18 protein-coding genes, 1 tRNA gene and 1 pseudogene are annotated in these 21,941 nt (G+C 63.8%); 10 read left to right on the top strand and 10 right to left on the bottom strand.

The window, feature by feature from the left end:
• Nucleotides 1–170 precede the first annotated feature (170 nt).
• Nucleotides 171–1,453, top strand: a pseudogene (locus tag AB8Z38_RS19220) (glycerate kinase).
• Nucleotides 1,454–1,571: 118 nt separating this feature from the next.
• Here AB8Z38_RS19220 and AB8Z38_RS19225 read toward each other — a convergent pair.
• Complete coding sequence (locus AB8Z38_RS19225) at nucleotides 1,572–2,081, bottom strand: MarR family winged helix-turn-helix transcriptional regulator (RefSeq protein ID WP_369719452.1); 510 nt, start codon at nucleotides 2,079–2,081, stop codon at nucleotides 1,572–1,574.
• A 177-nt stretch (nucleotides 2,082–2,258) separates the two neighbouring features.
• Here AB8Z38_RS19225 and AB8Z38_RS19230 point away from each other — a divergent pair, with 177 nt between their 5' ends.
• Genes AB8Z38_RS19230 through AB8Z38_RS19240 form a run of 3 tightly spaced genes read left to right on the top strand, consistent with a single transcriptional unit; the run spans nucleotide 2,259 to nucleotide 5,804 of the window.
• Nucleotides 2,259–3,299 (top strand): branched-chain amino acid ABC transporter permease, encoded by a 1,041-nt coding sequence (locus AB8Z38_RS19230; RefSeq protein ID WP_369719453.1) that lies wholly within the window; start codon nucleotides 2,259–2,261, stop codon nucleotides 3,297–3,299.
• Nucleotides 3,300–3,306: 7 nt separating this feature from the next.
• Entirely contained in the window at nucleotides 3,307–5,076 is a 1,770-nt protein-coding gene (locus AB8Z38_RS19235) for an ATP-binding cassette domain-containing protein (RefSeq protein WP_369719454.1), read from the top strand.
• The gene (locus tag AB8Z38_RS19240; protein WP_369719455.1) at nucleotides 5,073–5,804 is read left to right on the top strand and encodes an ABC transporter ATP-binding protein; all 732 of its coding nucleotides are present in this window, start codon (nucleotides 5,073–5,075) and stop codon (nucleotides 5,802–5,804) included. The genes AB8Z38_RS19235 and AB8Z38_RS19240 overlap by 4 nt, the downstream gene beginning before the upstream one ends.
• A gap of 5 nt (nucleotides 5,805–5,809) precedes the next feature.
• On the opposite strand, the gene AB8Z38_RS19245 is transcribed toward AB8Z38_RS19240, so the two are convergent.
• A complete protein-coding gene (locus AB8Z38_RS19245) occupies nucleotides 5,810–6,352 on the bottom strand; it encodes a disulfide bond formation protein B (protein WP_369719456.1) in 543 nt (180 codons plus the stop codon).
• A 156-nt stretch (nucleotides 6,353–6,508) separates the two neighbouring features.
• Here AB8Z38_RS19245 and AB8Z38_RS19250 point away from each other — a divergent pair.
• Together AB8Z38_RS19250 and AB8Z38_RS19255 are read left to right on the top strand one after the other, a co-directional pair.
• A tRNA-Leu gene (locus AB8Z38_RS19250) sits at nucleotides 6,509–6,593 on the top strand.
• Between the two features lie 664 nt (nucleotides 6,594–7,257).
• Nucleotides 7,258–7,977, top strand: coding sequence for an SCO family protein (locus AB8Z38_RS19255; RefSeq protein ID WP_369719457.1), 720 nt, complete (start codon nucleotides 7,258–7,260; stop codon nucleotides 7,975–7,977).
• Here the strand turns inward: AB8Z38_RS19255 and AB8Z38_RS19260 are convergent.
• The 6 genes from AB8Z38_RS19260 to AB8Z38_RS19285 are packed head-to-tail and all read right to left on the bottom strand — an operon-like array spanning nucleotide 7,936 to nucleotide 14,973.
• Nucleotides 7,936–9,030 carry a hypothetical protein gene (locus tag AB8Z38_RS19260; protein ID WP_369719458.1) on the bottom strand — a complete coding sequence of 365 codons (1,095 nt, stop codon included), beginning with the start codon at nucleotides 9,028–9,030 and terminating at the stop codon, nucleotides 7,936–7,938. The two genes, AB8Z38_RS19255 and AB8Z38_RS19260, sit on opposite strands and share 42 nt — an antisense overlap.
• On the bottom strand, nucleotides 9,027–9,557 hold the full coding sequence (locus AB8Z38_RS19265; RefSeq protein WP_369719459.1) for a cytochrome c: 531 nt from the start codon (nucleotides 9,555–9,557) through the stop codon (nucleotides 9,027–9,029). The genes AB8Z38_RS19260 and AB8Z38_RS19265 overlap by 4 nt, the downstream gene beginning before the upstream one ends.
• Entirely contained in the window at nucleotides 9,554–10,084 is a 531-nt protein-coding gene (locus tag AB8Z38_RS19270) for a DUF3341 domain-containing protein (protein WP_369719460.1), read from the bottom strand. Before AB8Z38_RS19270 ends, AB8Z38_RS19265 begins: the two co-directional genes overlap by 4 nt.
• Nucleotides 10,077–11,432 (bottom strand): NrfD/PsrC family molybdoenzyme membrane anchor subunit, encoded by a 1,356-nt coding sequence (gene nrfD, locus AB8Z38_RS19275; RefSeq protein WP_369719461.1) that lies wholly within the window; start codon nucleotides 11,430–11,432, stop codon nucleotides 10,077–10,079. The genes AB8Z38_RS19270 and nrfD overlap by 8 nt, the downstream gene beginning before the upstream one ends.
• Complete coding sequence (locus tag AB8Z38_RS19280) at nucleotides 11,429–14,320, bottom strand: TAT-variant-translocated molybdopterin oxidoreductase (RefSeq protein WP_369719462.1); 2,892 nt, start codon at nucleotides 14,318–14,320, stop codon at nucleotides 11,429–11,431. The genes nrfD and AB8Z38_RS19280 overlap by 4 nt, the downstream gene beginning before the upstream one ends.
• A complete protein-coding gene (locus AB8Z38_RS19285; RefSeq protein ID WP_369719463.1) occupies nucleotides 14,317–14,973 on the bottom strand; it encodes a cytochrome c3 family protein in 657 nt (218 codons plus the stop codon). The genes AB8Z38_RS19280 and AB8Z38_RS19285 overlap by 4 nt, the downstream gene beginning before the upstream one ends.
• Before the next feature lie 506 nt (nucleotides 14,974–15,479).
• Between AB8Z38_RS19285 and coxB the strand changes: the two genes are divergently transcribed.
• From coxB to AB8Z38_RS19305, 4 genes are read left to right on the top strand one after another with little or no spacing between them, the layout of a single operon-like run.
• Nucleotides 15,480–16,421, top strand: a complete 942-nt coding sequence (gene coxB / locus AB8Z38_RS19290) for a cytochrome c oxidase subunit II (RefSeq protein WP_369719464.1) — start codon at nucleotides 15,480–15,482, stop codon at nucleotides 16,419–16,421.
• Nucleotides 16,418–18,025: a cytochrome c oxidase subunit I gene (ctaD, locus tag AB8Z38_RS19295; RefSeq protein ID WP_369719465.1), complete on the top strand. Its 1,608-nt coding sequence runs from the start codon at nucleotides 16,418–16,420 to the stop codon at nucleotides 18,023–18,025. The genes coxB and ctaD overlap by 4 nt, the downstream gene beginning before the upstream one ends.
• Nucleotides 18,018–18,662 (top strand): cytochrome c oxidase subunit 3, encoded by a 645-nt coding sequence (locus AB8Z38_RS19300; protein ID WP_369719466.1) that lies wholly within the window; start codon nucleotides 18,018–18,020, stop codon nucleotides 18,660–18,662. Before ctaD ends, AB8Z38_RS19300 begins: the two co-directional genes overlap by 8 nt.
• Entirely contained in the window at nucleotides 18,659–18,934 is a 276-nt protein-coding gene (locus AB8Z38_RS19305) for a cytochrome C oxidase subunit IV family protein (RefSeq protein ID WP_369719467.1), read from the top strand. Before AB8Z38_RS19300 ends, AB8Z38_RS19305 begins: the two co-directional genes overlap by 4 nt.
• A 3-nt stretch (nucleotides 18,935–18,937) precedes the next feature.
• Here the strand turns inward: AB8Z38_RS19305 and AB8Z38_RS19310 are convergent, their stop codons facing one another.
• Complete coding sequence (locus AB8Z38_RS19310) at nucleotides 18,938–20,167, bottom strand: cytochrome c (protein WP_369719468.1); 1,230 nt, start codon at nucleotides 20,165–20,167, stop codon at nucleotides 18,938–18,940.
• Nucleotides 20,160–21,938 carry a GMC family oxidoreductase gene (locus tag AB8Z38_RS19315; protein ID WP_369719469.1) on the bottom strand — a complete coding sequence of 593 codons (1,779 nt, stop codon included), beginning with the start codon at nucleotides 21,936–21,938 and terminating at the stop codon, nucleotides 20,160–20,162. The genes AB8Z38_RS19310 and AB8Z38_RS19315 overlap by 8 nt, the downstream gene beginning before the upstream one ends.
• Nucleotides 21,939–21,941: the final 3 nt, after the last annotated feature.

A 21,941-nucleotide genomic window follows, 5' to 3' on the forward strand; every position in this document is an offset into this window, starting at 1 on the left:
GATAGCCCCCTGCGAGGACATCGCAGGGGGCTTTTGCCTGCGTGCGGATTATGATCACGCGATTGCACAATCGAATGACGGCAAACCCTGCTTTACGCTTTCAGGTCTGATGCGGTAGGCAGGGAGCGGCGATATCGCCGCCACATGCCCGTTCGCTGAAGGCCATCGTCATGACCGACCGACGTCCCCTGCTCCGCGCGCTCTACGACGCCGCCGTTGCCGCCGCGCATCCCGACACGGTGCTGGCGCCGCATCTGCGGCCCGCTCGAAGGGACGCGTGATCTGCCTCGCCGCCGGCAAGGGTGCAGGCGCGATGGCCGCGGCCGCGGAACGGCACTATCTCGACACGATCGAGCTCGCGCCGGAGCGGCTGGTCGGCATCGCCACCACCCGCCACGGCTACGGCGTGCCGACGCGCTGCATCCGCGTGGTCGAGGCCGGCCATCCCTTGCCTGACGAAGCCGGCCTGCGGGGCGCCGCCGACACGCTCGAACTGGCAGCGCAGGCCGGGCCCGACGATCTGCTGCTGGTGCTGCTCACCGGCGGCGGCTCCGCGAACTGGATCGCACCGGCGCACGGCATCAGCTTCGCGCAGAAGCAGGCGGTCAACAAGGCGCTGTTGCGCTCGGGCGCGCCGATCGGCGAGATGAACACCGTGCGCAAGCATCTTTCGCGCATCAAGGGTGGCCGGCTGGCGCGCGCCGGCAAGAACGCGGCCGAGATCGTGACGCTCGCGATCTCCGACGTGCCGCACGACGATCCTTCCGCAATCGCGTCCGGTCCTACGGTGCCCGATCCGACCACGCTGGCGGATGCGCGCGCGATCGTGGCGAAGTACAAGCTCGACATCGACGATGCCGTGCGCCGCGCGCTCGAAGATCCCGCCAACGAAAGCTGCAAGCCGGGTGATGCCGCCTTCGCGCGCGCGCATTTCGAATTGATCGCGCGCCCCAAGCAATCGCTCGACGCCGCGGTGCGGCTGGCGAAAGACGCCGGCTACGAGACCATCGATCTCGGCGCCGATCTCGAGGGCGAGGCGCGCGAGGTCGCCGCCGATCACGCCAGGCTCGCGCTCCAGGCGCGCGCGCAAGGCAAGCGCATCGCGATCCTCTCCGGCGGCGAGCTCACGGTCATCGTGCGCGGCCATGGCCGCGGCGGGCCGAACCAGGAATATGCGCTGGCGCTGGCGGCTCTCCTGAAGGACACACCTGATATCGCGGCGCTGGCCGGCGACACCGACGGTGCCGACGGCGGCGCCGGCCATCCCACCGACCCCGCCGGCGCGCTGATCGACGCCACCACGTTCGCGAAGATGAAGGCGCTAGCGCTTCAGCCGCAGGCCTATCTGGACAACAACGACGCGACCAATTTCTTCGAAGCGACGGGCGACTTGCTGCTACCCGGGCCGACGCTGACCAACGTCAACGATATCCGGGTGATTTTGGTGGATTGAGGCCGCGCGAGTTTCTCTAACGTCATTGCGAGCGCAGCGAAGCAATCCAGAATCCCTCCGCGGTAACACTCTGGATTGCCTCGCTGCGCTCGCAATGACGGGTGGTGACAGCCGCCCCTCAGAACTCGTTGGCGATCTTCGAGAGCATCCCGAGCAGGGCTTCGCGGTTGGCTTGGCCGAGCAGCTCGTTCAGCCGCGACTCGTGCTTGGTGGCGACGAGTTTCCTGGCCCGCGCCAGCACCGCCTTGCCCTTGTCGGTCAGCACCAGAATGTGCGAGCGGCGGTCGTTGGTGGAGCGGATCCGGGCGCAGAGGTCGCGACTTTCGAGATTGTCGAGCAGGGCCACGAAATTCGGGCGCAGGATGCCGAGGGTGGAGGCGATCTCGGTCTGGTTACGGCCCGGATTCTTCTCGACCAGCAGCAGCACGGAAAACTGCGCCGGCGTGAGCTGGAGCGAGGCCACGCAGCGCAAGAAATTCTCGAACACCTTGAGCTGGGCGCGCTTGAGCACATAGCCGAGCTGTTCGGACAGCTCGCCGAGCTGGAGGGCTTCGGGCGGGCCGTCGGACGGGTCCTTGCGGCCTTTGGCCGCCTCGGCCAGTTTTTCAGCGGTTTTAGAAACGGTCATCGCCTCGTGCTCGCAATCCCGCTAAATTCGGGACGGGTCGTTCCCCACCCTTGATGTTATATTTGATAATTGTTATGGACCATATCAAATATCGTCAGCGTATTTCAATGGCTGTGAAGGGACCATCCACCGCAATTGCGGAGACGGTCCTTAATCTTTGAGGGGGAGCGTCCGGTCTTGAATACCACCATCATGCTGTTCCTGCTGCAGGACGGCATCACCAATGGCGCGATCTATGCGCTTCTCGGGCTGGCGCTGGTGTTGGTGTTCGCCGTCACCCGCGTCATCCTGATTCCGCAGGGCGAGTTCGTCACCTATGGCGCGCTGACCTATGCCTCGCTGGCCTCGGGCCAGATGCCCGGCACGGCCAAGCTCGCGCTGGCCATGGGCATCGTCGCCTTCGCCTTCGACCTGTTCGCGGCCCGCAAGGCGCTGCATGGCCGGCTGGTTGCGCGGAGCCTGCTCGCCAACATCGTGCTGCCCGCCATCGTGCTGGCTGTAACCATTTACCTCTCCGGCCAGAAGCCGCCGATCGCGGTCGCCATGGCGCTGTCCCTGGTGATTGTCGCACTGATCGGACTGTCGCTCTACCGCATCGTGTTTCAGCCGCTGGCGCACACCTCCGTGCTGGTGCTGCTGATCGCCTCGGTCGGCGTCCATCTGGCGCTGCAGGGACTTGGCTTGCTGTTCTTCGGCGCCGAGGGCCAGCGCGGGCCCGCCGTGCTGTCGGCCGCCTTCACCGCGGGCTCGCTGCGGTTCACCGGCCAAAGTCTCGCGGTCTACGGCATCACCGTCGCCTTCATCGTCGGCCTGTGGCTGTTCTTCGGCTTGACGCTCTACGGCAAGGCGCTGCGGGCCACCGCCGTCAACCGGCTCGGCGCGCGGCTCGTCGGCATCCGCACCTCGCTGTCGGGGCAGATCGCCTTTTTGCTCGCGTCCGTGATCGGCGCGCTCTCGGGCATTTTGATCGTGCCGATCACCACTCTCTATTACGACTCGGGCTTCCTGATCGGCCTGAAAGGCTTCGTCGCCGCGATCATCGGCGGGCTGGTCAGCTATCCGCTCACCGCCATTGCGGCGCTCTTTGTCGGCATCGTCGAGGCGTTCTCGTCGTTCTATGCCTCCAACTACAAGGAGGTGATCGTGTTCATGCTGTTGATTCCGGTGCTGCTGCTGCGTTCGCTGGCAGCCCCCGCCGTCGAGGAAGAGAAGGACTGACGCCAAGATGCAGAACCGGCTTCCCATTCTCATCTTCGCGCTCGTGATGGCGGCGATCCCGTTTGTCCCGGGCATGCCGCCGTTCTGGATCGTGCTGCTCGACAATATCGGCCTCACGGCCCTGGTCGCGATGGGGCTCGTGTTGCTCACCGGCGTCGGCGGCCTGACCTCGTTCGGCCAGGCGGCTTTTGTCGGCTTCGGCGCCTACACCACCGCGGTGCTGTCGGCGACTTACGGTCTGTCACCCTGGCTGACCTTGCCGCTGTCGCTGGTGGTGAGCGGCCTGCTGGCGGTCCTGCTCGGCCTCGTCACGGTCCGCCTCTCCGGCCATTATCTGCCGCTCGGCACGCTGGCCTGGGGGCTTGGCCTGTTCTACCTCTTCAGCAAGCTGGAATTCCTCGGCCGCAATGACGGCATCTCGGCGATTCCGCCGCTGTCGATCGGCTCGTTCAGGATGCTCTCACCCGGTTCGATCTATTACGCGATCTGGGTCGCCGTGATCCTCTCGGCGCTCGTCACCATGAACCTGCTGGACTCCCGCACCGGCCGTGCCATTCGGGCACTGCGACGCGGACATGTCGCGGCCGAAGCGTTCGGCGTGCAGACGCCGCGCGCAAAAATGCTGGTGTTCATCCATGCCGCGGTGCTCGCCGGCCTTTCCGGCTGGCTCTATGCCCATCTCCAGCGCGCGGTGAACCCGACGCCGTTCGGCGCGCAGGCCGGCATCGAATATCTCTTTATCGCCGTGGTTGGCGGCGCCGGTTATGTCTGGGGCGGCGTGCTCGGCGCGGCGATCGTCGTGGTCCTGAAAGAGGTGCTGCAGAGCTATCTGCCCCTGATCCTGCCCGGCTCCGGCCAGGTCGAGACCATCGTGTTCGGCATCATGCTCGTGGCGCTGCTCCAGCTTGCCCCCGGCGGCGTCTGGCCGTGGCTGATGTCGTTGCTGCCCGAAAGGTCCGGCGGCAAAAAGCCGGACACCTCGCTGAAGCTCGAGGCGCGCACCCGCTCAGTGGGCCAATCCGGCGTCCTGCTCCAGGTCGAGAAAGCGCGCAAGCAATTCGGCGGCGTGATTGCGGTCAACAACGTCTCCTTCGACGTCCAGGCCCGCGAGATCGTCGCGCTGATCGGACCGAACGGCGCAGGCAAGAGCACGACCTTCAACCTGATCACCGGCGTGCTGTCGGCCACCTCGGGCTCGATCTCCGTGCTCGGCAACAAGGTCGACCGGGCGCCGCCGCAGGAGATCGTCAAGCTCGGCATCTCCCGCACCTTCCAGCACGTGAAGCTCGTCCCCGACATGACCGTGCTGGAGAACGTCGCGATCGGCGCGCATCTGCGCGGCCATTCCGGTCCGATCTCCTCCATGCTGCGGCTCGACCGCGCCGACGAGGCAAAATTGCTTGCGGAGGCCGCCCGCCAGATCGAGCGGGTCGGGCTTGCCGAGCAGATGCACCAGCTCGCGGGCAGCCTGTCGCTTGGCCAGCAGCGCATCGTCGAGATCGCGCGCGCGCTGTGCGTCGATCCGATGCTGCTGCTGCTCGACGAGCCGGCCGCCGGCCTGCGCCACATGGAGAAGCAACAACTTGCCAAGCTGCTGCGCGAGTTGCGCGACGGCGGCATGAGCGTGCTGCTGGTCGAGCACGACATGGGGTTTGTGATGAACCTTGCCGACCGCATCGTGGTGCTCGATTTCGGCACCAAGATCGCCGAAGGCACGCCCGCCACGATCAAGACCAACCCCGAAGTGATCAAGGCCTATCTCGGAGTGGCGGCATGAGCGCCTTGTTGTCGGTCAGCGATGCGCATGTCTCGTACGGCAAGGTCGAGGCCGTGCGCTCGGTCTCGCTCGATGTCGGCGCCAACGAGATCGTCACCATTGTCGGCGCCAACGGCGCCGGCAAGACCACGCTGCTCTCGGCCATCATGGGGATTTTTCCGCTGAAGGGCCGCGTCAGCTTTGCAGGCCAGGATCTGGCGCGGCTCGACATCGAAGACCGCGTCGCGATGGGCCTGGGGCTCGTCCCCGAGCACCGCGAACTGTTCGTGACCATGAACATCGAGGACAATCTCGAGCTCGGGGCCTTCCGGATCGAGCGAAGCAAGGCAAAGACTTCGATCGAGCGTATCTACACGTTGTTTCCGCGCCTGAAGGAGCGGCGCAAGCAGCTCGCCGGCACCTTGTCCGGCGGCGAGCAGCAGATGCTCGCGATGGGCCGTGCGCTGATGGGCGAGCCGAAACTGCTGATGCTGGACGAGCCGAGCCTCGGCCTCGCCCCGATCATCGTCGCCGACATCTTCCGCATTGTCACAGAGCTTCGCGCCAGCGGTGTCTCCGTGCTGCTGGTCGAGCAGAATGCACAGGCCGCGCTGAAGATCGCCGACCGCGCTTACGTGATGGAGCTCGGCGAATTCGTGCTGAGCGGCAAGGCCAGCGATATCGCCGCAAACGAACAGGTCGCGGCGAGCTATCTCGGCTTTCAGCACGAAGCCGCGAGCGCGCTCTAGACTAGCTACCTGGGCTTTGCCGTCCGTACAAAGCCCCAGGCGGCGATCGCGGCCATCAGCAGCGAGATCAGCACATTGTAGCCGGCGAGCGAGAGGCCGAGGAAGCGCCACTGCACCTCGTCGCAGCGCACCACCTTCACGGTGTCCAGCCGCGACAGCAGATCTCCGGCGCTGCCGAGATTGCCGACCGGACCGGTGCAATCGGTCGGCCCCTTCCAAAGACCCCACTCAACGCCGGAATGGTAGGTCCCGAGACCGGCATTGGCGAGCGCCGCCAGCGCGAGGATGGCCAGGCCTGCGAGCAGCAGCGGCCGCGGCGCGCCACTCCTCGCCGCCAGCACCGTGAGCGCACCGAGCGGGATCGCGAGATAATAAGCGTAGCGCTGCTCGAGGCAGAGCGGACAGGGCAGGATGTCGAGAACCAGCTGGAAGAACCAGGCGCCCGCGATCGTCGCCGCCGCGATCAGGGTGACGGCCAGCGCGGCGGTCAGCGCAGGCGCGCCCACGGCCGGTTTAAACGCAGGTATTGCAGCACTCTGGCTCGTCACGGCAGCCTCTCCGGATGGGTCGTGCCTATAAGCCTCTAACTCCGGCCCGCAGCCCTGTCGAGAACGGCCGGGATCACTTTGGCGCGGGTTGACCGGGCTTTCGCGATGGCTATAGTCCGCCGGCTTCGCGAGGCCCCGTCCCGGGACCAACCGAGGGCCCCTGTGGCGGAACTGGTAGACGCGCTCGACTCAAAATCGAGTTCCGCAAGGAGTGCTGGTTCGATTCCGGCCAGGGGCACCAAGCTGAAAAGATCAGACATCCCAACGACTTACGGCAACACGTCGTTTCCTTCTCTTGAAGGAAAAATTTCGCGGCTGCATTGAAAACACGCGTGAAATTTCGCGGACCATTCACCGCTGGCGTCCGCTTTATTGGCATTTTGGTTGGTATCCGGAAACAAACGCTCACCACGAATTTCGCTATTTCGAAAACGCGAGCATTGAGCAGATGACCACTGGCTCAATCCCAAGAAGGTGATGCCGGTCAAAGGAGGCGCGCAGGGTTGAGAGGCGGCGCCACAGACCGCTCGATAAGAGTTGCGGAATATCCCGAATGCGGCTTGCTTGAGTGGGCGCTTCGAATGAGACGACGATAATAAGTTGAGCGAAGTGTACGGGCAGGATCAATTTGGGATGTGGACCGATTCAGGCGAAGGCGTCCACGGTCGCCAAGGCTTCTGCGTGTGAGGGTACTCCACGGCGCCGCAAGAGCGTCGCAGCCGTGGCTGCCCTAATGGGAACCATCGCCGTGTGTCCATGTTCATTTCTGGAATCACCCGGAGAGGCCGATTTTGCCGGTCCAAGCCCCCCGAGACATTTTTGAACGAGAAGCCCTCGCATGGGTCACGGGATGGATCATCGTGATCTTGGCTTGCTGTGTGACGTCGTTCCCGGCGCAGGCAGCCGTGACCGCTTCGCAGCTCGAGCAGGTCGGCTCCGTACCTCGCCCCAACGCACAACTTCCCTTGCAGATCAGGATGAGCGACCTGAGCGACCGCAGCGCACCGCTGCAAAGCTGGCTTGGAGGAATTCCCACGCTCTGGATTCTCGCCGACTACACCTGCGAAACGCTTTGCGGGCCGGCGATATCGATCGTTTCGAACACCCTGGCTGATACGGGGCTGAAAGCGGGGGCGGACTTTCGGCTGATCGTTGTCGGATTCGACCCCAAGGACAGCGTTGCGCAAGCCCGGGCGATGAGGGATGCCCAGCTCAGCACAAGAGGCGGCCTACCCGAGCACAGCTTCTTCCTGCGGGGCACAGCCCCCGATATCGGCGCATTGACCGACGCCTTCGGCGTGCGGGCGATCTATGATCGCGAGCATGATCAATTCGCCCATCCTGCTGCCGCCTTCGTGGTGACCCCCGACGGAAGGATTTCGCGTACGCTCTCGGCGCTCGCGATCGATGCGAACAGCCTGCGCCTTGCCCTGGTCGAAGCGGGCCGGGGCCGCGTCGGCCGATGGACCGATCAAATCCATCTGCTCTGCTACGGCTTCGATCCTGCAAGCGGCACCTACACGCTTGCGGCGCGGCGTCTGCTACTCGCTGCCGCGTCGACCAGCGTCACTGTGCTCGCCCTGCTAATCGGGCTGCTGCTTCGGCGCGAGTTCGCCGCCAGATAGCGGCGATCGGCGCCGCGCCGCCGCCTCTCTCTCGAGCGTCATATCGAAGACCAGCCACAACATCAGGCCAAGAAAGAGTCCCGCGGCGATCAGCATCACCCCGGTCATTGCAACCGCGAGTCCTTGAAGGGGCGGCAGGATCAGGATCGCGGACTCGAGCCAGCGCATCGCCAACGTCGTTCCGCACAGGGCCAGCAGCCAATGCGGATCCGATCGCACCCTGGCACTGAGCATCGCGCAGAACGGAAACACGAATTGCCCGAAGGAAAGCGCCGCTAGAACGAACTGCCAGCCGTTCTCCGATCGCACCAGATACCAGGTGACTTCATTGGGAATATTTCCCGACCAGATCACGATATACTGCATGGCGTGGAGATAGCACCAGAGCAGCAGCACCGAGAGCAAGAGGCCGCTGTAGCCGCGGCTCGGCCCGATCCACCGCATCGACAACAGGCCGGCGCCGATGACGAAAGCCGTTGCCGCCGTCAGCACGAAGCTGAGATAGAGGAGGCCGTAAATCGAGGAATGAAAATCGGGTTCGAGCTGCTCCATCCAGTCGATCCCGGCAAACGACACGGTGAGGGTCCACACGATCGCGCCGACCGATGCGGCGCGCACCATTGCCTCATGATTGCGCCAGGCGCGCCGGAGCCATTGGGCGAGCCCGATCCAGACCGCGAAGTAGACCACCGTCCGCAACACAAAGAACCACGACACGAACCAGCGCGCCTTGAACGGCGGCAGCAACGATGCATTCGCGATGGCCGGATAGAGGTCCCTCATGAGTAGAAGGACGGGAATAAATGCGAGCGCCACAATGGGCAGAACGCCCGCGCTTGCGACGAAGACCGGATGCAGCGCCTCAGTCCACCGCCGCCGCACCAGATAGCTGGTCATGAAAAGGCCGAGCGCACCGATCGGAATGGCACCCCAGGTGATCCAGGCAACGAGATAGGCGGCAACCGTCGATCGCGGATCGATCAGGAATCCGGCGATCAGGACCAGGCCCGACACCACGGCCGCGCCGCTCCGTGCACCGGCGCGGCTCTTCATGGCGCGCTCTCGAGTTTGGCGCGCTCCTCCGGCGGCACATCGTCGAGCGAGGCATGGCGGCTGAGCTGAAGCGCGCGGATATAGGCCGCGATGGCCCAGCGATCCCGCGGCGGGACCCGCGCGGCGTAAGAATACATCGCGCCATGCCCATTGGTGATCACATCGAAAAAGTACTGGTCGTCGGCGGCGAGCAACCGATCGCTGTGATAACTGGTCGGGCGCGGCATGCCGCGCTGAACGATGATGCCGTTGCCGTCGCCGCCCCCACCATGACATGGCGAACAGAAAATGCCGAAGCGCTCTCGTCCCCGCGCCAGGAGTTCAGGCGTGAGAGCCGGCTTCGTGGTTGCGACTTTCTCCCGTTCGAGAGCGTCACGCGCAACCGTGTTCACGGGCGGGCGGCGCAGCACGCTGCCGCGAAACAGCGGCGCCCGCGAATATTCACCATAGCGGGGCTGCACGTCCATGTTCTGGTCGCAGGCGGCGAGCAGAGTTGCAAGCGCAGCCATGAGCCACAGCCTGCTCATTGCGGTACGAGCTCCACCGAAAGCGCGCCCGCCTCGCTCAGGAACACCAGGGTCTCACCCGGCGCGAACATCGCGTCCTTCGCGCTCACGCAAAGAAAGAACCGGTCCTTGCTGGCCCGATCGAACCGTTCGGCACCGAACACGGGATAGTTGAGCCGGGGCAGCCCGTTCTGCCACAGCATGGCGACCAGCATCGATAGCGCAGAGAACAGGATCGTGAGCTCGAAGGTCACGACGGCGAAGGCCGATATCGCATAGACGGGCCGGCCGCCGACATTGAGCGGGTAGGCGTAATTCACGTAGAACTGCATGATGAGCGCGGTCGTAGCTCCCGCGATGGCTCCTATCAGGCCGACGAAGGAAATTCTGGGTCGCGGAAGCCGCAAGATGCGGTCCAGTCCCTCGACCGGAAATGGCGTGAAGGCGTCGAGCTTGCGGTAGCCGGCCTTCCGCGCCCTGCGCACGGCCGCGAGCAGATCTTCGGGGTTCTTGAACTCGGCCAATGCGCCGTAGAGCTCTTTAGCCATGCGGCTTCTCCACTTTCTCTTCGTGGAGAAGCTCCTTGGTCTCGAAGATCGAGATCATGGGGATGAGGCGTATCGCGATGAGGAACGGCACCAGGAACAGCCCGATCGTGCCGAAATAGGTCGACCAGTCCCAGAAGCTCGGCGTGAAGTGGCTCCAGGACGAGACCAGAAAGTCGCGATAGAGGCTGGTGACGAGGATCATGTACCGCTCGAGCCACATTCCGATCGCGACCGAGATCGAGATCAGCAACAACATCCATCCGCTTCGCCGCACGACGCGCCACCACAGCGCCTGGAGCGGAATGAAATTGAAGATCACCGCGCCCCAATAGGTCCAGGCATAGGCGCCGGCGAAGCGATCCGCCAGCGTCTGCAGCTCATGCTTCTCTCCCGAATAGACCGCGTCGAACACCTCAAAGACATAGCCATAGGCCGTCATCAGGCCGGTCGCGAGCAGGACCTTGCCCAGCAGGTCAAGATGATCATCGGTCACGAGATTCTCCAGCCCGAACCACGATCGCAGCGTCACCGCGATGATGGAGACGACGGCAAAGCCGGAGAATGCCGCCCCCAGCACGAAGTAGGGCGGAAAAATCGTCGAGTGCCAGCCCGGGATCTGCCCCGCGGCGAACAGCAGCGAGACCTCGCTGTGGACGGACACGACCAGCGGCACGGCAAGACCCGCGATCAGCCTGTAGGCCTGCGACCAACGCAGCCAATGCTTGGCCGAACCGCGCCATCCGAGCGCGATGACGCCGAAGAAGATCTGCCAGCCGCGGCGCGTTGCGCGGTCGCGCGCGGCGGCGAGGTCGGGGATCAGGCCGGTATACCAGAAGGCCAGCGAGACCGTGAGATAGGTCAGCACCGCCCAGATGTCCCATTCCAGCGGGCTGCGGAATTGCGGCCAGACGCCCATGGTGGCCGGATAGGGAAACATCCAGTACACGTACCAGGGCCGACCGAGGTGCAGGATCGGATAGATCCCGGCGCAGACCACGGCAAACAGCGTCATCGTCTCGGCAAAGCGGTTGAGCGAGTTGCGCCACTCGCTGCCAGTCAGAAGCAACAGCGCCGAAATCAGCGTGCCGGCGTGACCGATGCCGAGCCACCAGACGTAGTTGTGAATGGCGAAGGCCCAGTTGACGGGGATGTTGATGCCCCAGATGCCGACGCCGCGGGTGAAGAGCTCGACCACGGAGATCATCAGCAGCAACAGCAGTGCGCTCGCAAAGATCATTGCAATCAGCCAGCGGCGCTCGGCGGGAAAATGCAGGGGAATGCCGGTGAGCTGGTCGGCGATGCCGCCCATGCTCTGGCGCGTCGGCAGGATGTCGGATCGATCGGTCATCCCTGCTGCGACCCCGTGTCGCCGTCGCGCCAGCGCGCCAGATAGGTCGTGCGCGGACGCGTTCCCAGTTCCTCGAGTAGCACATAGTGCCGACCATCACGCCTGAGCCGCGAGACCTCCGAATTCGGATCGTTGATGTCCCCGAACACGATCGCCTTGGTGGGACATGCCTGCTGGCACGCGGTCACCACCTCGCCGTCGCGTAACGAGCGGTTCTCCTTGTCCGCGGCTACGTGGGCAGCTTCGATGCGCTGGGTACAATAGGTGCATTTCTCCATCACGCCCCGCGAGCGCACCGTGACATCGGGATTGTCGGCGGCATGGAGGGGGGACTCAGCAGGCGCGCGGTAATCGAAGAAATTGAAGCGCCTGACCTTGTAGGGGCAGTAACTGGAGCAGGTCCGCGTGCCGATGCAGCGGTTATAAACCATCTGATTCACACCCTCGGGACTGTGTGTCGTGGCATGGACGGGGCAGCCCATTTCGCAAGGCGCATCCTCGCAATGCATGCAGGGCACCGGCTGGAAGAAGCTGCGCGGCTCGGCGATGTCGCCGGTGTAGTAACGCGCGATACGCAGCCAGTGCATTTCACGACCGACCTTGACCTGGTCGGGCCCGACGACGGGGACGTTGTTCTCGGCGGTGCAAGCCGCCACGCAGGCATTGCAGCCGATGCAGGCATCGAGGTCGATGACCATGCCCCACGCATTTTTCGAGCCCGGCCAGGGAGCGTACAGACTGGGCTGCTCGGACGATGACCTCTCGGCACCACCCGGACTCACTTCGCGGACGAGATCAAGTCCTTCCATGCGGTGATGCAATTGGGTCACCGGAAGGTCTGCCGTGAGCTCCAGCTTGCGCAGGCTGCCTTGCGTCAACCATGGCGCGGCGCCGGACTGGACCCGGTAGGCGTCGTAGCCAAGGCTGCTACCGACCCGCCCGGCCCGGGTCCTGCCGTAACCGAGAAAGAGAGCAATTGTGTTGTCGGCCTGACCGGGCATGATCCAGAGCGGCCCCGTCACCCGACGCTCGCCGACCGTGATTTCGACTTGATCGCCATTGGCTGCAGCGAAGCGCTTCGCGAGCGCCGGACTGACAGCGATCACGTTGGTCCAGGTGACCGTCGTCAGCGGCTTCGGCAGTTCCTGAAGCCAGCCGATATTGGCGAACCGGCCATCCCAGACGGTCGGATCCGGCCGGAATACGACATCGAGTTCGCCGGCCGCCTTTGGTGACGCGATCGTGTTGTTCACGGGCGACGCCATGACAAACGGGGCGGCACCCTCGACGAAACCGTCGTGCAGCGCCTTCTTCCAACGCGGCTCGAAAGCATTGCCGAAACTCGCCTGCCAGGTCTCGCGGACCGCGGCGTCGGCTGCCGGATTGATATCGCCAAGCAGCATGCCAAATATCTGATGTACGGTTTTCACGTCATAAAACGGCTCGATCACGGGCTGGAGAATGGTCGCGGTGCCATCGACCGCGCGTGCGTCGCTCCAGCTCTCGAGCGCGTGCGTTAGAGGGAGCTGCCATTCGCAGAGATCGCCAGTCTCATCCCGCTGCAGGCCGAGATACAGGGACGAGCGGACGCGCTTGATGGCGTCGCCACACGCGAGCTCACTGGGTGCGGCGTAGGCTGCATTGCAATCGAGCACGATAAGCGTGGTGACGCGCCCGGCGTTGATATCGGACACCAGTTCAGCCAGCGTTCCAGCATTCGCCGGATCCGAGATCGGCGCAGTCAATCGGAGCGTTTGGCCGGCGTTGCCAAGCCGCTCATTGATCCGTGCCATCCACAGCGCTGCGGCAGCACCCGCGCTCACGCCTGAAATGAACAGCGAGCGTCCGGTTCGATCCTTGCAGGCAGAAGCGACCCGCGCGATCCATCGGCCCTCACGGTCGGTCAGTTCCGGCGTCGATGCCTCGGCAATTCCGAGGGCGCCTGCGAGGGCCTCGGCCAGCACCGGCATCCGCCTCGCGTCGGCAATCAAACGTTCGCCTGCCATGGCACCGGTGGCTGATGGCACGCTCTCGGCCATCAACAACTGGTTACCGGGACGATCCCCCAGCCGCCGGCGTGACCGCGACCAGCCCAGCGCGTTGCGCACCTGATCAGGTCCAGGTCCCAGGAAGTCGTCGTCGAGGCTGACGATGAGGTCGCAGTCATCGAGCACATAGTGCTGGTCCAACGCCCGCCCATACACCGCAGCCATAATTTGCCGCCTCGCCTCGAGGCCGGCGGCCGCATGCAGATGAACGCGGGCCTTCGGAAACTGCTTCAGCAAGGCATCGATCTGGCGCAGCAGCGTCGGCGAGGTTGTGGGTCCGAGCAGCAGCCGCACGCCCTCGCCCTGGTCCATTCTCCAGCTCTCGCGCAGCGTCCCGACCGCCGCCTCCACGTCGGCCCAGCTCACGGGCTCGCCGCGCCGGGTCGGCGCCGCAGCGCGGTCGGGATCATAAAGCTGCAGCACCGCACCTTGCATGAAGACGTCGCTGCGACCTTGCGTGACCGGGTGATCAGGATTGCCGTCGAGCTTTGTCGGCCGTCCAGCATAGCTCGTCGCGATCACGGGCTGCGCGAAGCCGTCGAGCAGAACCGCTGTCGCGTAGTAGCGCGGCAGCCCGATCGTCTCGCTCGCCGGCTGATCGACATAGGGCAGAGCCGCGACGAACGAACTCTTCTCGCAGCCCGTCAGCCCGGCGAGCGCAAAGGAAGCGCCCATCAGTTTCAAGAATTCGCGGCGCGCGGTCTGCGAGAACTGCTGAACGGCTGGGTACTCTGCCTCAATGAAGGCCCGAAATCGCGGATCACCCGACAGTTCCTCGATGCCGGCCCAAAATGGTGGCCCGCTCGCGCTCCCGGATTGATGGTCGATGCGCCTCCTCATCGGTGACACACGTAGCAATGCGTGAGCTCGCCAAGGCGGAGGCCCTCGTGTGCGGCGATCGCCTCACCCTTCACGCGCGCATCAGATGGCGGCTTCCAAGCCATGTCGGTGATGCGATCAGGCGGACGCAGGTGCGGCGCGGGATCGCGATGGCAATCGACGCAAAACTCCATCGTGAAGGCTTTTGCCCGATAGGTCAGCGCCATCTGGTCGATACGACCGTGGCAGGTTTCGCAGCCGACGCCCTTGGCGATATGGATGTCGTGACGGAAGAACACGTAGTCGGGCAGCTTTGCGACCCGCGTCCACCGGATCTGCGTGTCGTCGGCGAGGCTGCGCCGCACCGGTTCGAGCATCTTCGCATCGGTCCAGATTTCCGAATGGCACGTCATACAGGTCTCGGTCGGTGGAAGGCCCGCTTGCGGGCCTGCCTCGACATTGCTGTGACAATAACGGCAGTCGATGCCGAGCTCCCCGGCATGATGGCGGTGACTGAACGGCACGGGCTGATGCGGTCGAATTTCGGTGTCGGTCATGTAGGCCGAACGCGCAAAACCAACGACTGCGACAGTACCGCCGCTCGCCAGCGACAAGCCGCCGATCAGAAACAGGCGCAACCAGGTGTCCGCCACAGGGGAGAATATCTGGACCATTCTCGCTGCGACCCGACGGCGAGTTGTCGTTCGACAATCCCGCCGTCGTAGGTTGGTTCCTAGATCCGGAACGCAATTCCTCGTGCCGCATTGTCTTGCCGCGATCGAGGACGGCAGCATGGCGGACAGCAAGCGCTTCGACTATGAGCGGTCGGATGTCGGACCGCGCCTGGTCGGATGGCTTGCAAGCGGTCTTGCGACTTTCGTCGCAGTGACGCCTCTCCTGTTGCCGCTCATGTTTCCGCAATCCACGATGCGCGTCACGCCCGCAAATCGTCCCGCCCTCAGCGCGAATGCCCCGCCGCTCGAGGTCGCCCCCGCGACGCGTTGCAAAAATCCCGGCAAGGCGAAGCGCAGATTGACGGAAGCTATGCTTGGGTCGACCGCAATCGAGGGGTCGTTCGCATCCCGATTGACCGCGCAGTTGATCTCCTCCTGCACAAGGGCTTGCCGGGGTGGCCGTCCCCATGAACTCCCGCCGAGTGCTTCGATCGAGGTTGCGTTAGATGTGGCGCCAGTGGATCCCGTTCTGGCAACCCGGGCTCTCGCCACAAAGCGGCGATGTCGACCTGCTCTTCGCGGGTCTTCTGATGACGAGCGCGCTGGTGCTCGGGATTCTGTTCTTCCTGCTGACGCTGTTTTGCGTCCGCTATCGCGCCGGCAACCTGATCGACCGCGAGGACCACATCGCCAAGAGCTGGCACTGGGAGGTCGGCTGGACCACCGCATCGCTGGCCTGCTTCGTCGGCCTGTTCGTCTGGGGCGCCAGCGTGTATTTCGAGATGTACAAGACGCCGGCGGACGAGTTGGTCGTGTTCGTCGTCGCGAAGCAATGGATGTGGAAGACCCAGCATCCCGGCGGCCAGGCCGAGATCAACGCGCTGCACGTGCCGACCAACCGCCCGGTTCGCCTGGTCATGGCCTCGCAGGACGTGATCCATAGTTTCTTCATTCCTGCCCTGCGGCTCAAGCACGACGTCGTGCCCGGCCGCTATCAGGACATCGAGATCGAGGTAGACAGGCCCGGCACCTATCATCTGTTCTGCGCGGAATATTGCGGCACCGACCATTCAGGCATGATCGGCGAAATCGTGGCCATGGAGCCGGCCGATTTCTCCAACTGGCTCACGCGGCAGGCGCCGTCAAGCTCGCTCGCCGGCGAGGGCGGCGCGCTGTTTCGCGAACTCGGCTGTAGCGGCTGTCATGGCCCGGGCAGCAAGATCCGCGCGCCGCCGCTCGAGGGCCTCTATGGACGGCCGGTCCCGCTGTCCGACGGCAGCACCGCGATTGCGGACGACAAATACATCCGCGACTCCATCCTGCTGCCGCGTAGCCAGATTGTTGCGAGCTATGAGCCGCTGATGCCCTCGTTCGAGGGCAAGGTGAGCGAAGAACAGCTTTTGCGCCTCGTGATGTACATCAAGTCGCTTGCAGGACACCGATCATGAGCGAGAAAAGCTATCTGACCACCGACTACACGCTGAAATCCTGGTTCTTGACCACAGACCACAAGCGGATCGCAATCCTCTATTTCGCGAGCCTGATCTTCTTCTTCTTCATCGGCGGGGCAGCGGCAACCGTGATCAGGATCGAGCTTGCAACGCCCCAGGGCGACATCGTCAGCTCCGACATCTACAACCGCCTATTCACCATGCACGGCATCATCATGGTGTGGTTCTTCCTCATTCCATCTATTCCGAACACGCTCGGCAACTTCATCGTTCCGTTGATGATCGGCGCGCGCGACCTTGCCTTCCCCCGGCTCAACCTGATGAGCTGGTACATCTTCATGCTGGGAGGCTGCACGACATTGTTTGCAATCCTCGCCGGCGGCGTCGACACCGGCTGGACTTTCTATACGCCGTTCTCGACCCTCTACTCCAACAGCTACGTGATCGTGGCGGCCGCCGGCGTCTTCATTGCCGGCTTCTCATCGATCCTGACCGGATTGAATTTCATCGTCACCATCCATCGCCTGCGCGCTCCCGGCCTGACCTGGTATCGCCTTCCGCTCTTCCTGTGGTCGCTCTACGCGACATCCGTCATCCTGGTGCTGGCAACGCCGGTGCTCGCGATCACGCTATTGCTGATCGCAGTGGAACGCTTCTTCGGCGTCGGCATTTTCGATCCGCGGATCGGCGGCGATCCACTGCTGTTCCAGCACCTGTTCTGGTTCTACTCGCATCCCGCGGTCTATATCATGATCCTGCCGGGCATGGGCGTGATCAACGAACTGATCTCCTGCTTCTCGCGAAAGCAAGTGTTTGGCTACAAGTTCGTGGCGTGGTGCAGCCTCGCCATCGCCGCGGTCGGCTTCCTGGTGTGGGGACATCACATGTTCGTCAGCGGCCAGTCGCTGATCGCAAGCCTCGTCTTCTCATTCATGAGCTTCATCGTCGCGGTGCCCTCGGCGATCAAGGTCTTCAACTGGACCGCAACGCTGCACAAAGGCCTGCTGCGCTTCGATGCGCCCATGCTCTATGCGCTGGGATTTATCGGCCTGTTCACGATCGGCGGGCTCACGGGCCTGTTCCTTGCCTGCCTCGCCTTTGACGTGCACGCCACGGACACTTACTTCGTCGTGGCACATTTCCACTACATCATGGTCGGCGGCATGGTGACGGCCTATTTCGGCGGCTTGCATTACTGGTGGCCGAAGATAACCGGCCGGCTGTACTCGGAATATTGGGCGCGCGCCGCGGCCGTCCTGATCTTCTTCGGTTTCAATCTCACATTCTTCCCGCAATTCATCCTCGGCGCAGAAGGCATGCCCCGCCGCTACCACGTCTACCCTCCGGAATTTCAGGTCTGGAACGTGCTGTCATCGGGCGGCGCCGCGATTCTCGCCGTCGCCTACCTGATGCCGCTGTTCTATCTCGGCTACTCCGCGTTCTTTGGCGCCCGCGCGCCGGCGAATCCCTGGGATGCCCCCGGCCTCGAATGGCAGACGTCCTCTCCGCCGCCGGAGCACAACTTCACCACGCAGCCGGTGGTCACGCGCGCGCCCTATCAATATGACCGGGATTTCCACGCGGAGCCGCAAAATGCCTGAGAGCCCGGCCTTCGCACCGCAGTATGCCTCCATCCCCCACCGCGATCACACCGCCGAGCTTGGCATGTGGGTCTTCATTGCCACGGAGATCTTGCTCTTCGGCGGCCTGATCCTCGCTTATCTCGTTTACCGGCATGCGTTTCCGCAGGGCTTCGCCGAGGGCAGTCGGCACACCGACATCCTGATCGGGACAACCAACACGGCTGTGCTCCTGACCTCGAGCTTTCTCGTCGCATGGGCGGTCGAAATCTTCTCCGCTGAGACGGCTCGGATCAGCACGTTGCTGTTGCTCGGCGCCGCCTGTCTTGGGCTGGTCTTCATCGTGCTCAAAGGGATCGAGTACAGGAAGGAGTACGACGAGCACATCGTCCCCGGCGTCGATTTTCGGTTCGGCGGTCCGCTGGGCAACAGCGTCCAGCTGTTCTTCATCTTCTACTTCGTCGCCACGGCGATCCATGCCCTGCACATGCTCATCGGCATCGGCCTGCTTGCGACGCTTGCGATCATCTGCCGGAAGATGCCGACGACGCGTCATCATACGGCGCTGCATAGCGCAGCACTGTATTGGCACTTCGTCGACGTGGTCTGGATCTTCCTGTTCGCGCTGATCTACTTGCCCGGGCGGTCCTCGTCATGACGCATTGGCGGCCCCCGCTTCCACTCGTCGGAGCTTGGCTGGGCCTGTTGGCCTTGCTCGCACTCACCGTGACGCTTGCCTATGTGCCGCTCGGGGCCGGCAATGCCGTGGTGGCGCTGAGCATCGGCACCGTCAAGGCGGGCCTGGTCGCGGTCATCTTCATGGAGCTGCGGCACCGGAGCGGCCTCACATTGGTGTTCGCGGGCGCAGGGCTGTTCTGGCTCGGGATATTCCTTTGGCTTGGCCTAATGGATTTCATGACCCGGACGTGATCGTCAGTTCGTTCTCGCATCAAGCGCCTTGCGCTCTTTGTTGACGTCATCCGCGCTGACCGGCGGCGCCTTGCCCCAATGGTTGCGGACATAGGTCGCAACCGCCGCGACCTGCGTGTCGTTGAGTTGCCAGCCGAAGGCGGGCATGGCCGGACCGGTCGGCTCCCGGTCGGTCGCGACACTTTGCGCCCCCTGAAGGATCACCCGCAACACCGTCGTGGGATCACCCGTGTTGACCGTCGCAGCCTGCGCAAGGTTCGGAATGAGATTGGGAACGCCCGTCCCGTCCGATTTGTGGCAAGCCGAACAGAGATCCTGATAGATCGCGCCGCCCGCTGCCAGCACGCTGGAATCGCCGGAGCTGTCGGCTGCGGGCCTTGGTCCCGACACGTCCTTCAGGTAGGTCGCCATGGCGTAGATGTCGCCGTCGCTCAGTTTCGACGTCGAGAGCTCGACGACTTCGCCCATCAGACCGGCAGCGGCGGCAAAGCGGTTGTGGCCAGTCCTAAGATATTGCGAGAGATCGTCGACCGACCACTGCCCAAGCGGTCCCTGCCCGCTGGTGATGTCGGGCGCGACCCAGCCCTGGAGGGTGTATCCCTGCAAGGGCTTGGAGAGCTTGTCTCCGCCGAGGAAGGTCTTTGGCGTGTGACAGGCACCGCAATGCCCGGGACCCTGGACCAGATATGCACCACGATTCCATTCCTTGGATTTCGATGGCTCGTCCTTGAACGTCCAGGGTGCGAAGTAAAGCCTGTCCCAGACCATCATGACGGCCCGCTGGTTGAGCGGAAATGGCAGCTGGTTCACGGCCACCGCATTATGGACGGGCTCGACGGTGGCGAGATAAGTGCGAATGTCCTTGACCTCTTGTTGCGACATCCGTGCGAAATACGGAAACGGCATGGCCGGATAGAGTAGCTTGCCGTCGCGCCGGCGCCCCTTGCGCACGGCCGCATCGAACTCGTCGTCGCTCCAGGCGCCGATCCCGGTCTCGCGATCCGGCGTGATGTTGGGCGATACCAGAATGCCGAACGGCGTCTCGATCGGCCGGCCGCCGCTGAAGGGATGATTGCTACCCGGAATCGTATGACAGCTTCCGCAATCGGCAGCCGCCGCAAGATAGCGCCCGCGGTTGATGGCGGCGAAGCCCTGCAGGTCAGCGCCCGTGCCCTTGCCCGTGCCCACTGCAAGCACAAGTGCCGTCAATCCGAGCCGGGCCGATCTACGCATTGATCAGTTGCCCAGGGTTCTTGAGATACTTTGTGCGGATCGCGTCGGCGGCCCAGTAAGCGAGCGCGGCGACCGTTCCGGTCGGGTTGTAGCCGGCATTTTGCGGAAATGCGCTCGCGCCGAGCACGAACAGATTCGGCACATCCCAGTTCTGCAGGTACCGATTGAGCGCGCTGGTGTTCGGATCGCTGCCCATGATCGCGCCGCCACAGAGATGTGTCGTCTGGTATTTCGTGATGTCGTACGGCGCCTTGCGATATTCCTTGTGGACCTGCTTTGCGCCCATCGCCTCGAAGATCTCGGCGAACTTGTCGGTCAAAAATTTGTTCTGCTTGATCTCGTTGTCGTGGAAATCCATGGTGATCCGCACCAGCGGCCGACTGAAGCGGTCCTTGTAGGTCGGGTCGAGATCGACATAGACATCACGGTAGCTGTACATGCTGCCGTGGACGCCGGTCCCGGGCTTGGTCGCGCTCTGATAGTTTTCCTTGACCGCCTGTTTCCATTCTGCGCCCCACAGCGGCGTTCCCGGTGGCACGGGCGTGGTCTCGATCGGCCGCCCATTGGTCTGGACCTGTCCCACATAGCCGCCTCCGACGAAGCCATGCGCCGCGTGGTCGAAATTGTCGCCGTTGAATTCATCGATGCACATGCCGATCGCGCCCGAGGCGATGAACGGATTGAAGATGAACTTTGCGGAGTCGAAAAAGCTGACGACGTCGGACACGGTCTGGTGGGTGAAGTTGCGGCCGACCACGCCCGTGTTGGCGGAGGGATCGTAGGCCTTGCCGATGCCCGACAGCAGCAGGAGCTGGACATTGAAGATGGTGTAGGCGGAGAGTACGACCAGATCGGCCGGCTGCTCCCATTCATCGCCCGCGGTATCCACGAAGGTCACGCCGGTCGCGCGTTTGCCGGAGCTGTCCAGATCGATCCGCGTAACCTCGCTGTTGTCGCGCGCCGAGAAGTTAGAGTTGCGGATCAGCGCAGGCAGAATGGTAGTCTGCGGCGAGGCCTTTGAGTAGTTGCCGCAGCCGAACCACTCGCAGAAGCCGCAATAGGTGCATGGCCCGAGGCGCACGCCCAGCGGATTCTGGTACGGGCGCGACATGTTACCCGATGGCTGGGGGAACGGCTTATAGCCGAGGTCGCGCGCCGCCTTGGCAAACAGCGTGTGGCTGAACGGCTGGTCCTGCGGCGGATTGGGGTAAGGACGAGATCGCGGGCCCTCGAAGGGGTTGCCGCCTTCCATGATCGTGCCCTTGATGTTGCCGGCCTGGCCGGACGTGCCGCAGAGATATTCGAACTTGTCGTAATGCGGCTCGAGCTCGTCGTAAGTCACCGCCCAGTCCTGGATCGTCATATCCTCGGGCAGGAAGCCCGCGCCATAACGCTCGGTCAGGTGTGTCTTCAGCACGAAATCCGATGGCAAGAAGCGCCAGGTCTCCGCATTCCAGTGCACCCCTCCGCCGCCGACGCCGTTCGGCGGCATGAACGCGCCCCAGTTCCGGATCGGCAGTGCCGTCTGGCTCGCCTTGTTCCGGAAGGTGAAGGTGGTCTGGCCGGGCCTGAGGAACAGTTCATGGCGAATGCGGAAGCGCAACTCATCCGCCGCGTACCCCGGCGGAAAATCGGTCGCTGTGTTGCGCCAGGGGCCGCGCTCGATCGCAATCACATCGAGCCCGGCCTCGGCAAGCTCGTAGGCCATGATAGCCCCGGTCCAGCCGAGCCCGATGATGACGACGTCCTTTCGCGGCAGTTTGCGAGCCATTCG

This window comes from Bradyrhizobium sp. LLZ17 (assembly GCF_041200145.1).
Classification (GTDB): domain Bacteria; phylum Pseudomonadota; class Alphaproteobacteria; order Rhizobiales; family Xanthobacteraceae; genus Bradyrhizobium.